This is a genomic window from Xanthomarina sp. F2636L (assembly GCF_026410195.1).
GTDB lineage: Bacteria > Bacteroidota > Bacteroidia > Flavobacteriales > Flavobacteriaceae > Xanthomarina.
Window position 1 is genome coordinate 496,996 of sequence record NZ_JAPMLM010000069.1, and the last position, 11,673, is coordinate 508,668.

Consider the following 11,673-nt stretch of genomic DNA (forward strand, 5'->3'; position numbering starts at 1 on the left):
GTTTTTTTGTTTTATTAATTTAAACCAAAGTATCTTTGTGTCCATGAAAGTAGATTATATAATTGTAGGATGTGGCCTGGCAGGAATTGCTTTTTCCGAGCAATTAATTGCAGCAAATAAAAGCTTTGTGGTTTTCGATAATCAGTCGCAACAATCTTCTGTTGTTGCTGGTGGCTTATATAATCCGGTAGTTTTAAAACGCTTTACATCTGTTTGGAAAAGTAAAGAGCAATTAGATTTAGCTTTACCAATGTATCATGAAATTGAAAAGAAACTTCAGATAAAAATAGATTTTAAGATACCGGTTTACAGACGATTTACTTCAAATGAAGAACAAAATAATTGGTTTTTAGCATCAGATAACCCGTTATTAGCTGAACATCTTTCATCTAAAATAATAAAAAATAGCAATCCTAATATTCAAGCAGAATTTGGTTTTGGCGAAGTATTACATACAGGTAGAATAGATACAAGCGCCTTAGTTTCTTCATATAGAACATATCTTAAAGATCAGAACTTACTAATGGAATCTGCTTTTCATTATAACGAATTGAAAACTCAAGAAACAGGTGTTTCCTATCAAGATATTTCAGCAACAAATATCGTTTTTGGAGAAGGGTTTGGATTAAAACAAAATCCGTTCTTCAATTACCTTCCTTTAAAAGAATCTAAAGGTGAGCTTTTAACCATTTATGCTCCAGACTTAAAAATAGATTATGTTTTAAAATCAAGCGTGTTTGTTTTGCCTCTAGGAAACGATTTGTATCATATTGGAGCAACCTATAACTGGAATGATAAAACCAACAATATTACTAAAGAAGGAAGAGAAGAGCTCTTAAACAAGCTTAAAACCTTTTTAATTGGGGATTTTGAAGTAGTTCATCAAGTAGCGGGAATAAGACCAACAGTTAAAGACAGAAGACCTTTGGTTGGTAAACATCCAAAACATAATAATATGTTTGTTTTAAATGGACTTGGAACTAGAGGGGTCATGATTGGTCCATATGTTGCCAAACAACTTTTTGAATACATAGAAAACAATCATGCTTTGCAATCGGAAATCAATATTACTCGTTTTGATTCTTAACCATGGATTTGTCGTAATGTAAAAATAGATTAATCCAAATATTTCTAGAAAGACGCATTATAATAGGTCCAAAAACAATTAAAGTAATAACAATTGCAATAAATGCAGTCATTAAGCTGCTGCCAAGAAATATAAAACTAATAATAAAAGCAGCCACAGCAAAAGCAATTCCAACTCCATAACTTACATACATGGAACCATAAAAAAAGGAAGGTTCAATTCTGTATTTTGTACCGCAATGCGAACATGTATCATTAATTTTAAAAACATCTTTTAAAATATATGGGTTCTTATTAGAGTACATAGATTCTTGGTGACATTTAGGACAAGCCCCCGTAAATATGCTATAAAGTTTATTACCTTTTTTTATCATTGCTAAAACTATTACTTTTGCAAAATTATTAATTTATTTAACAACACACTGTAACAAGAGTCACAAAAATGCTAAACATTCACAATCTATCAGTCTCTTTTCAAGGGGAATATTTATTTGAAGACCTAACTTTTAAATTAAGTCCTGGAGATAGTGTTGGATTAATTGGAAAAAACGGTGCAGGAAAATCGACCATGCTTAAAATCTTATCTAAGGAAATGGAGCCTGATACTGGACAGATAGCTTCCGATAAAAACTTAAGCATTGGCTTTTTGAAACAGGACATTGATTTTGTTTTAGGACGCACAGTTCTAGAAGAAGCATATGAAGCTTTTAAAGAATTAAAAACTATAGAAGCGAAATTAGAAGATATTAATTTTCAGTTAGCAGAAAGAACCGACTACGAAAGTGATGGTTATCATCAAATAATGGTCGATTTAAACGACTTACAACATCAGTATGAAATTCTTGGAGGTTACAACTATCAAGGTGAAACTGAAAAAATACTCCAAGGTTTAGGTTTTAAGCGAAGCGATTTCAATAAACTAACAGACACTTTTTCTGGTGGTTGGCGTATGCGTATCGAATTAGCAAAGCTTCTACTTCAAAATAACGACTTGTTATTATTAGATGAGCCAACAAACCACTTGGATATTGAATCTATTATCTGGTTGGAAGGCTTCTTAAGAACCTATTCAGGAGCTGTTGTTATTGTTTCTCACGATAAAATGTTTTTGGATAATGTGACTAATCGTACTATAGAAATTTCTTTAGGAAGAATTTACGATTACAATAAACCTTACTCCAAATTCTTAGTACTTAGACAAGAACTTAAAGAGCAGCAACTGGCGACACAAAAAAATCAGCAAAAACAAATTGAACAAACCGAAAAGCTAATTGAGAAATTTCGTGCCAAAGCATCAAAAGCTACCATGGCGCAATCTTTAATAAAAAAGCTGGATAGAATAGATAGGATTGAAGTAGATGAGGATGACAATGCAGTCATGAAACTTAATTTTCCAGTATCGATTGTTCCTGGAAAAGTGGTGATAGAAGCTGAGAATATTACTAAAAATTATGGGGATGTTCAGGTTTTGAAAAACATTAGTCTAACCATAGAACGCGATACTAAAACGGCTTTTGTTGGTCAGAACGGACAAGGAAAGTCGACTTTAGCTAAGATTATAGTTGGAGAAATAAAGTATCAGGGAGATTTAAAATTAGGACATAACGTGCAAATTGGTTATTTCGCTCAAAATCAAGCCGAATATCTAGATGGGAATAAAACCGTTTTAGATACCATGATTGATGCTGCAAACGAAACCAACAGAAGCAAAGTAAGAGATATTCTTGGATCATTCTTGTTTAGAGGTGAAGAAGCCGAGAAATACGTTCGTGTACTTTCTGGAGGCGAACGTAACCGTTTAGCCTTGGCCAAACTTTTACTGCAACCGCTTAACGTATTGGTTATGGATGAGCCTACAAACCATTTAGATATAAAATCTAAAAACGTCTTAAAAGATGCTCTAAAAAAGTTTGAAGGAACGCTAATCTTGGTGTCTCACGATAGGGATTTTCTTCAAGACTTAACCAATACAGTTTACGAGTTTAAAGACCATAAAATAAAGGAATATCTAGGAGATATCGATTTCTACTTGGAACAACGAAATGTTGAAAATTTACGTGAAGTTGAAAAACGAGATGTGATTAAAGAAACATCTAAAGAAAGCAACAAGCAGTCTTATGAGTCTCAAAAGAAGCTAAAATCTTTAAACAATAAGTTGAGTAATTTAGAGTCTAAAATACAGCAACTTGAAAAGAGCATTAAAGAAATGGATGTTGAATTAGCTGCGAATTATGATGAAGCCGTGTCTAATGCTAGTTTTTTTGATAATTATCAATCTAAAAAACAAAAATTAGAAGAGCATATGAAAGATTGGGAAACGGTGCAAGAGACACTAGATAATTTATAAATAGTTGATTTATAATCAAAAGGAAATTTTTCAAAAAGTGCATTTCGTCGAATAAATTTGTTTATCATCTATAAAACGTCTAATATTGTTTGAGATTAATCCCAAATCAAAGACATATGAAGACTTTTACTTTTATCATATTTTGTTTTTTTGTAACTACTTTTTCATTTTCAGAAGTATCTCAAAACGAGAAAGATGCCTTGTTAGCCCTTTATAAATCTACAAATGGAGAAAAATGGAATAATACTTGGAATTTAAACGAACCAATTGAAAATTGGTATGGTGTAACAGTTATTGATTATAAAGTAGTTGAATTAAACTTACATTTCAACAATCTTCAAGGAACACTTCCTCAAGAAATAGGAAATTTAGAAAACCTAAGAAAAATTAATCTTGGATTTAATCAGTTAGAAGGACAACTGCCTTCAACATTAGGTAACTTGAAAAGTTTGATTTCTTTAGAGTTGTTTATGAACAAATTTGATGGAAAAATCCCTTTGGAAATAGGAAATCTAACAAGTCTTAGAGTTATCAAATTATACAGTAACAGCTTAACTGGCGAAATACCAACTTCAATAGGAAACTTAATAAATCTAAAAGAACTTATGTTAGGAAGTAATTTTTTAACAGGATCTATTCCATTAGAATTTAAAGATTTGAGCAGATTAGAAATATTAAGCTTGATAGATAATAAATTAGTAGGAGAGATTCCTTCAGAAATTGGGCAATTATCGAATTTAAAAGAACTTGTACTGGCTAGTAACGAATTAACTGGATCTGTACCTTATCAGGTAACAAGTTTATCTCATTTAAGCACGTTTATGGTAAGCGATAACAATTTTGATAGAGAATATGTAAGTGTTATTGATGGAGAAGGAAAAATGCCAACCATGTTATTGGAATTCAATTCTGAAACTGTAATTACGGATAATGATTAAGTATTAATTGATTAATTAACAATATGAGACTATCTGAAAAGATGGTCTTTTTTTTTTATCTTTATAGTATGATAGAACACCAATTTCAATGTCCTTATTGTTGGGAGACCATTTCGATGCTTTTAGATAGTTCTCAACTAGAACAGGTTTATATAGAAGATTGTGAAGTTTGTTGCAATCCCATTCAAATATCTGTTAAATTTGAAGCAGAACAACTTGTTAATTTCCAAGCCAAAGACATTGAGCAATAATTTTTTTTAAAATATACTTGTTATATCTAAAAAGCATTGTATCTTTGCAGTCCTAAAATGATTGAGTCGGTATTATGAGCCGAGAGTTAAAAGCTAAGAAAAATCATTCTAGTATTAAATCGCGGGATAGAGCAGTAGGTAGCTCGTCGGGCTCATAACCCGAAGGTCACTGGTTCGAGTCCAGTTCCCGCTACTAAATGTAATTCGTTTAAAATCAATGGTTTTGTCTACACAAAGCCATTTTTTTTATGTTTATATTAACCGAATTTCTTACAAATGAACACGGAAATGAACACGTTTTAGAGCACAGTTTGTTAAAAAAGAAAATTTTTTCCGCCCCAAAAATTTATACAGCCAACGGAGATTTAAAGAAGCGTTGGCATGTGTATTATTCCTATCGACATCCAGAGACTGGAAAACTTCAACGCATGAAAAATATCTATGGTAATGCGAATAGATATGAAACCAAAGAAGATAGACTTGCCATTTTAAGTGTTTATAGAATGAAGCTTCTTAGCTTGTTAAAAGAAGGCTTCAATCCTTTTGAAGATAATACGCAAAGATACCAGCAACGCGAGGATAAAAGGTTAAACCCAGTTATAGACAAACATTCTGAAAAAGAAAAATCAACTGCTGTAAAAGAATTGGAAGTCGCACCACAAGAGCCAGTGCTAACATATAGAGAAGCATTTGAGAAAGGGTTAAAATTTAAAGAAAAGCTAATTAGCGACACCACTAAACGAAGTTATGAAAACCGTTTAAAAAACTTTTTGCTTTGGGTTGAGAAACATTACCCTAACTTGGAATCAATTACTGCTATTGATAAAAAGCTGGTTATGGAGTTTCTAAATCATATTTTAGATCAAACCAGTGCTAGAAATAGAAACAACTACCGAACGGATTTAAGTAGCATCATGCAAGCATTAGAGGATAATGACATTATTGCATCTAATTTTATAAAAAAAATACCAGTATTAAAATCCATTCCACAACGAAATAAAACCTATTCTAAAGAAGAACAAGAAGCTATCTTTGAACATCTAGAAGAAACAGATAAAACCTTATTGCTTTTTATAAAGTTCATTTCCTATAATTTTTTAAGACCCATAGAGGTGTGTAGGTTGCGTGTAGGTGATTTAGACATCACAAATAAGCGGATACAGTTTAAAGCGAAGAATAGTCCTTTAAAAACGAAAATCATACCTGACTTGTTATTACAAGACTTACCAGACCTTTCAAAACTAAACAAAAGGGATAGTTTGTTTACGCCAGATGGCATAGGAGGGAATTGGGAGTCTGAATTAAGTAACAAACGTGATTACTTTTCAAAAAGATTTAAGCGTGTAGTGAAAGATAAGTTTAATCTAGGAGCAGATTATGGTTTATACAGCTTTAGACATACATATATTACTAAATTGTATAGGGAGTTAGTAAAAGGGTCTTCGCCATTTGAAGCTAAAAGTAAATTGATGCAAATTACAGGTCATTCATCCATGAAAGCCCTTGAGAAATATTTACGTGATATCGATGCTGAATTTCCAGACGATTATTCAGAATTAATAAAATCATAAGAAATATAATTTGGAAGAATCATTGAACAAAAAGCAGAAAGAATTATCAAGTCGTTTATATAAACCGCTTATCTTTTATATACCTAGAAAGTTTTGGGTAGAAATGGATGGTGAGAAATGGAACGATAAAGAATTTGATGCTTTATTCGATACTGTAGTTCTTATGAAAACAGATGGTAGTAATAAGGCACTTCAAAATGGATCTTCCAATTATTATTTACTAAGTAAAACAGCTGAATTAGATAGGAACATCTATGCTTTATTAGAAATGAGGAGCAAATTGGATGAAGATTCTTTTCAATTTCTAGCAAAGAAATATTGTTTAGATGTCGCTTTTTACAAAAGGGTGTCAGCATGGATGTTAGATCACATCCAAGAAGATATTCCAGATGCTAATAAAGAGACCTTACTATCATTTGAATTACAAAAGACAGCATTTGAAAACCACTGGGAATATCTTCAAAAGCATTTTGTACCTTCAGCCGAAATTAAACGGAACATTCCAGAGGTCAATTTAACAGCTGAGGATTTCGAAATAATACAAGATTTAGTTGGCAATCCGTTGCAGTCAAAAAGTGAGAATAAAAATAGTCCGAAAACGACCAAGAAAGAAAAGAAAATACTAATCACAGAAGAAGCAGCAGAAAAGTTTCTTTTAGAAACAGTTTTTAATGTGAAATTATAAATTACCAAATCCTACAAATATGGCTAAGAAGCAACCTATCAAAAATGATGATGCTACAATTAACTTTAGAATCCCAAAAGAATTAAAAGATAAAATTGAGAAAAAGGCAGAGGAGAAAAACGAAACAACTTCTGCATATGTTAGAGAGCTTTTAGAAAGTGTTCATAATGGAAATTATTGTCATCATGAAGCAGTCAAATCTAGAATTTATGAGTTTTTATTTTCAAGGGAGTTCATGCAATTAATGATTTGGATTTACTCTAAGAAGATTAATAGTGATAAAGCAGAAGGAGAAGAAGAATTGAATAATTATGTAAAAACTTTAAAAAGAATAGAAGGTCATTTGCCAAGTGATTTAGTGAGGGAATTTGATAAGGTTTTATTTGATATATATAGAATAAGAGATGATAAGTATAATAAATATTATTCATTCCATAGTTATTCTTCAGATGGAAGTAGGACATTCAGTTTAAAAAAAGTAGAAAATTTTTTGTTAAACAATTTTAAGCTTAATATGTTTATAGGGTCAATACATCAAAAAATAAAATATCCAATTGACAAATAAGTTCACTGATTTTATGGTCAAATTTGAATGATTTACTCTGTGATATTTTATGTGATACAAGTGTGATAAAAAAATATCACAAAAAAATAAGACCGTTGATTTTGACTTCAAATGAAGTCTTTTTGGGTGCTTTTGTAACCAAAAGCATGTATAGTTTGTATTTTAAACTGTAAATTGTTGTATTACAAAATATATGGTAAAATGAATTTTTGTAATAAGTATCACTTCACAAATTTCTATAATCTTTATAAAATTGTTGAAAATAAATTTAAATAGATATTGAAATTTTTACTTGATTGTTTTCGAATTTGGCTGTTTAAAATTCAAGAAAAAAAACCGAATAAGGAAGCAGCGTTTTTTATAAAGAGCAATTGAACAAATATTATTTAATGATTTGATTGTTTACTTTAGTCTGATACTTTTTAATCTGTTTTCTACTATTTTCTCTAATTCATTTTGTTTAAATACAAACCATAAATTTCTGAAATCTGAGTTTTCAATTGAATATTTAAAATTTTGGAATGGCTTTTTCATTTGTAAGATTTTCTCTAATTCCAATTTCATTTGGTTTTCTGACATTTGGCTAACAAATCGTTCCATAATTTTAAACGACTCAAAACTTTCTAAAACCTCAATTTTTACATATTCAGATTCGTTTTTAGTTATTTTATCCAAATCAACTTTAAAAGCTTCTTTAAACTCAACTTCGTCCGAAAATTGTGAGAAATTTGGAATACTTATAACTTCATTAGTTTTTGAACTGTAATAGGAGTCAAATCCGCAATTTAGATTTTGCGCAATCTCTTTAATTATATTTGACTTGGAACTGTCCATTTCTAATTATGCTTTTATTTTGCCTTGTGAAGATAAAGTTAGTAAATATTTTAAAGATAGAATCATGTATACATATTTCAGGACGGGTCAAACTTGTGCCCAACGGTTTCGTGTATGAAAAGTGCGGGTTTGCGTGCGAGGATTTTCGGAACGAAAATCGGAAGAAAGCAAACACGCACTTTCCTTTGGTTAGGCACTAAAATAAGCATTTTTTATACACAGTGTTACCTACAGGCTTTTTTTTCCGTTTTGCTTTTAATCAGATGAACGTTTTGAGCGTTGTTTCTTTATGTTTTCGGCAGTATTATAAGTTCGGACGAGAGATTTGTTAAATCGGATGCAAGAATTGTTAATGCGAAAGCGAGAATATTAATGTCGGACGCAAGAATTGTTAAAGCTGACGCAAGATTTGTTAATGCGGAAGCGAAAATATAAATGGCGGACGCAAGTATTGTTAAAGCGGACGCAAGAATTCTAACGTCGGACGCAAGAATACTAATAGCGGAAGCAAGAATACTAATGGCGGAAGCTATATTTCTTTTGGCAGTCCCGAGATTTCTAATTGTAGTAGCTATAATTCTAAATGCAGTTAAGAGATTTCTTTTGGCAGTTAAGAGATTTCTTTTGGCAGTTGAGAGATTTCTATCAGCAGTTGAGAGATTTCTATCGGCAGTAAGTCATTTTCAAAATTGCCTTTACTTATTTCTTAATTTACTCGGCTTTATCAAGTCGTTTTTTAATCGTCGTGCGGTCTGTTTTTCAGCTTGTAGGTAACGTCATCCGTGTATCACGTAGTCAGGCGCGCCTGACGGAGAGTGATAAGTGCGCCTGATTCGCGATACACTGTGTTACATGCTGTGGTCTAGCGGTTAACACTTAATTAGCAAAAACACAAAGACCTTAATTAAGGCGTGCTTACGGATGACGTTACAGGCAATCGAGCATACAGAGGAAAATTATTTTAAAATTTCTAAAAAATGAAACAAACTTTATTAAAACAATCACTTTGTAAATTAGGATATCACAATTACAAATCCTTTAAAAGGACTGGTATTGTTGGGTGGTTTCCAATTACCATAAAAGGTAAACGATGTATTAATTGCTCTAAAGAAATTTTAAAATGATTTCTGGATGCGTCCGCAGGCGATTGCCTGTAACGGTTTCGTGTATGAAAAGTGCGTGTTTGTGTCAGAGGATTTTCGGAACGAAAATCGGAAGAAAGCAAACACGCACTTTCCTTTTGGTTAAGCACTAAAATAAGCATTTTTTATACACAGTGTTGGCAAACGTTTTTTTAATTCATATTCGGCAATATTAGACTTAAACCGTAAAAATAAATTACTCCGATTATTAAAATCCCGATAAAATTTAATTTTAGCGTTATACTTTTTAAATCAGTCCATATTGATTTTAGTTTTTCTTTTTCTGATATGACAACTTTGGTGTTGGCAATAAAATCTCCAATTCGTCTTTCTGGATTTATAAATCCGATAATAACTTCTAAAGGCCAAGCAACACAGATTGTCAAATTCCGAACGAAGCATTGCAATTCATTTGCTGGTTTTCCGGTTTTTAGATTAATAACTTGATATCCTAAAATCCGTTTAGCAGGACTTTTGGCATTTATAAAGTCTTTATTTATATAGATAAATATCATAGAGAAGAAAACCACATAAAATGTCATATCACTTATTTTTAAAATTCCTATTTCTCCTAAAATAATCAACATAATTAATGGTGGAACAATTATAAAAATCATAATAAAATGATCTAAAAGCATACTCAATACTCGAAAAATTCTTGAATTGACATTCGTGATTTTTGGGGTTTCCTTGTCCATTAATATATTAAAATTTTTATTAGAATCTGTCATTTTCAAATGTTTGCCAACGTGATTGTGTAAGATTAGTTGCGTGGTTTAAGCACCTAATTTAGCAAATACAAACCGAATAGAAAATAGAGTGAACCCAAAAGCTTAGACAAATTTATAATTAATTTTGATAATAATGAGCTCGATATTCGGTCGGGCTCAGACCTTTTAAATTTAGTTTAATTCTTTCATTATTATAATACTTTATATACTCTTTTATATCACGCTTCAATTGTGTTATAGACTTATATTTATTTAGATAAAATAATTCAGATTTTAAAATACCAAAGAAGTTTTCTATTACTGCATTGTCTAAACAATTCCCTTTTCGAGACATACTTTGAGTAATTCCCTTTTCTTTTAATAGACTTTGATACTGTTTCATTTGATATTGCCATCCTTGATCAGAATGCAAGATTAAGTTTGCTTGATTAGGTATCTTTATAAAAGACTTTTTTAACATCGTAACGACTTGTTTAAAGTTTGGTTTTTCAGATAGCTCATAACTTATTATTTCACCATTGAATAAATCAATTATAGGCGATAGATATAGTTTGTCCCCAAAGACTTTAAATTCGGTAATGTCGGTAGCCCATTTTCTATTTGGTTTTATAGCCTTAAAATTACGTTGTAAAATATTGGGAGCTGTTTCACCTATTTGTCCTTTATAAGATTGATATCTTTTAGCTCTTATAAGGCTTTTTAAGCCTAATTGACGCATTAACTTAGATATGGTTTTGTGATTGATTATAAAACCTTTTTTATTAATCTCTAGAGTAATTCTTCTATAGCCATACCTGCCTTTATGCCGATGGTAAATCTTGCTAATTAATTGCTTTATCTCTTTATATTTATCGCTTAAATTATTTCTTTTTCGGTGGTAATAGTAACTGCTTCTTGCCATATTAGTATGTTTTAGTAATAGTTCTAAATCATACTTATGCCTTAATTCTGTTATGGCTTGCGCTTTTTGCTTTGCTCTTCTTGAATTAAGGCCTGAAACTTTTTTAGCAAGTCCAGTTCTGCCCGTAAGGATTCATTTTCCAATAGAAGTTCCTCTTCTCTGGTTAAAGGTTTATTGGATTTCTTTTTTGTCTTTTTAAATTCCATCGCTTTTGGTTTTCCTCTAGTTTTATGGTTTAAGCCTTCGGTACCCAGCTTTTTGTAATTCTTCTGCCAATTCATAATTACAGATTTAGTAGGGATATTGAACTCCAAACAAGCTTGGCTAAAGGATAGTGAATCTTTGTTGATAGCTTCCAATACTTTTATTTTGAAAGGTAAACTATAGACTTTGTTTTTTCTTGGCAACAAAGCTTTTTTGCCATATTTTTCATAAAAACGAATCCAATCATGAAGTGTTGTATGATGACAACCATTTAATTTTGAAACAGCTTCTACTGTTTGATGATGATTTAAAACTTGCTTTACACAGCGAAGTTTGAAATCGTAATTGTACTTGACTTTTCTTCCCATAAAAATACACTTAAATAGTGTCTAACTTTTTGGGTGCAGTTCAAAATCCG

General features: G+C 31.2%; 12 protein-coding genes and 1 tRNA gene. 8 read left to right on the forward strand and 5 right to left on the reverse strand.

Translation table 11 applies throughout. From position 1 onward, the window contains the following. The first annotated feature begins 43 nt into the window (after window positions 1-43). Window positions 44-1,087 (forward strand): NAD(P)/FAD-dependent oxidoreductase, encoded by a 1,044-nt coding sequence (locus tag OS191_RS13405; RefSeq protein ID WP_267156225.1) that lies wholly within the window; start codon window positions 44-46, stop codon window positions 1,085-1,087. Here OS191_RS13405 and OS191_RS13410 read toward each other — a convergent pair. Next, entirely contained in the window at window positions 1,068-1,460 is a 393-nt protein-coding gene (locus tag OS191_RS13410; protein WP_267156226.1) for a DUF983 domain-containing protein, read from the reverse strand. The two genes, OS191_RS13405 and OS191_RS13410, sit on opposite strands and share 20 nt — an antisense overlap. A gap of 68 nt (window positions 1,461-1,528) precedes the next feature. On the opposite strand from OS191_RS13410, the gene OS191_RS13415 reads away from it, so the two are divergent. From OS191_RS13415 to OS191_RS13445, 7 genes are all read left to right on the forward strand, one after another. After that, window positions 1,529-3,433, forward strand: coding sequence for an ABC-F family ATP-binding cassette domain-containing protein (locus tag OS191_RS13415; protein WP_267156227.1), 1,905 nt, complete (start codon window positions 1,529-1,531; stop codon window positions 3,431-3,433). Window positions 3,434-3,549: 116 nt separating this feature from the next. Next, window positions 3,550-4,371 carry a leucine-rich repeat domain-containing protein gene (locus OS191_RS13420; RefSeq protein ID WP_267156228.1) on the forward strand — a complete coding sequence of 274 codons (822 nt, stop codon included), beginning with the start codon at window positions 3,550-3,552 and terminating at the stop codon, window positions 4,369-4,371. Between the two features lie 68 nt (window positions 4,372-4,439). Next, a complete protein-coding gene (locus OS191_RS13425) occupies window positions 4,440-4,622 on the forward strand; it encodes a CPXCG motif-containing cysteine-rich protein (protein WP_267156229.1) in 183 nt (60 codons plus the stop codon). Between the two features lie 120 nt (window positions 4,623-4,742). Next, window positions 4,743-4,815: transfer RNA gene (locus tag OS191_RS13430), tRNA-Met, on the forward strand. 55 nt (window positions 4,816-4,870) lie between these two features. After that, window positions 4,871-6,193 (forward strand): tyrosine-type recombinase/integrase, encoded by a 1,323-nt coding sequence (locus tag OS191_RS13435; protein ID WP_267156230.1) that lies wholly within the window; start codon window positions 4,871-4,873, stop codon window positions 6,191-6,193. A 10-nt stretch (window positions 6,194-6,203) separates the two neighbouring features. After that, the gene (locus OS191_RS13440) at window positions 6,204-6,878 is read left to right on the forward strand and encodes a hypothetical protein (RefSeq protein ID WP_267156231.1); all 675 of its coding nucleotides are present in this window, start codon (window positions 6,204-6,206) and stop codon (window positions 6,876-6,878) included. A gap of 19 nt (window positions 6,879-6,897) precedes the next feature. Continuing rightward, window positions 6,898-7,443 carry a YlcI/YnfO family protein gene (locus OS191_RS13445; protein WP_267156232.1) on the forward strand — a complete coding sequence of 182 codons (546 nt, stop codon included), beginning with the start codon at window positions 6,898-6,900 and terminating at the stop codon, window positions 7,441-7,443. 402 nt (window positions 7,444-7,845) lie between these two features. Here OS191_RS13445 and OS191_RS13450 read toward each other — a convergent pair whose 3' ends face one another. The 4 genes from OS191_RS13450 to OS191_RS13465 form a co-directional block, all read right to left on the reverse strand. Further along, window positions 7,846-8,277, reverse strand: coding sequence for a UPF0158 family protein (locus OS191_RS13450; protein ID WP_267156233.1), 432 nt, complete (start codon window positions 8,275-8,277; stop codon window positions 7,846-7,848). 1,294 nt (window positions 8,278-9,571) lie between these two features. After that, window positions 9,572-10,150 carry an RDD family protein gene (locus tag OS191_RS13455; RefSeq protein ID WP_267156234.1) on the reverse strand — a complete coding sequence of 193 codons (579 nt, stop codon included), beginning with the start codon at window positions 10,148-10,150 and terminating at the stop codon, window positions 9,572-9,574. Window positions 10,151-10,268: 118 nt separating this feature from the next. Then, complete coding sequence (locus OS191_RS13460) at window positions 10,269-11,183, reverse strand: IS3 family transposase (RefSeq protein ID WP_323370139.1); 915 nt, start codon at window positions 11,181-11,183, stop codon at window positions 10,269-10,271. Then, window positions 11,102-11,623 (reverse strand): helix-turn-helix domain-containing protein, encoded by a 522-nt coding sequence (locus OS191_RS13465; RefSeq protein WP_267154908.1) that lies wholly within the window; start codon window positions 11,621-11,623, stop codon window positions 11,102-11,104. The genes OS191_RS13460 and OS191_RS13465 overlap by 82 nt, the downstream gene beginning before the upstream one ends. Window positions 11,624-11,673: the final 50 nt, after the last annotated feature.

Excerpts from the sequence above, each read along its gene's own strand:
- OS191_RS13405 (WP_267156225.1), top strand. The coding sequence starts at position 44 with ATGAAAGTAGATTATATAATTGTAGGATGTGGCCTGGCAGGAATTGCT.
- OS191_RS13410 (WP_267156226.1), bottom strand. The coding sequence starts at position 1,460 with ATGATAAAAAAAGGTAATAAACTTTATAGCATATTTACGGGGGCTTGT.
- OS191_RS13415 (WP_267156227.1), top strand. The coding sequence starts at position 1,529 with ATGCTAAACATTCACAATCTATCAGTCTCTTTTCAAGGGGAATATTTA.
- OS191_RS13420 (WP_267156228.1), top strand. The coding sequence starts at position 3,550 with ATGAAGACTTTTACTTTTATCATATTTTGTTTTTTTGTAACTACTTTT.
- OS191_RS13425 (WP_267156229.1), top strand. The coding sequence starts at position 4,440 with ATGATAGAACACCAATTTCAATGTCCTTATTGTTGGGAGACCATTTCG.
- OS191_RS13435 (WP_267156230.1), top strand. The coding sequence starts at position 4,871 with ATGTTTATATTAACCGAATTTCTTACAAATGAACACGGAAATGAACAC.
- OS191_RS13445 (WP_267156232.1), top strand. The coding sequence starts at position 6,898 with ATGGCTAAGAAGCAACCTATCAAAAATGATGATGCTACAATTAACTTT.
- OS191_RS13450 (WP_267156233.1), bottom strand. The coding sequence starts at position 8,277 with ATGGACAGTTCCAAGTCAAATATAATTAAAGAGATTGCGCAAAATCTA.
- OS191_RS13455 (WP_267156234.1), bottom strand. The coding sequence starts at position 10,150 with ATGACAGATTCTAATAAAAATTTTAATATATTAATGGACAAGGAAACC.
- OS191_RS13465 (WP_267154908.1), bottom strand. The coding sequence starts at position 11,623 with ATGGGAAGAAAAGTCAAGTACAATTACGATTTCAAACTTCGCTGTGTA.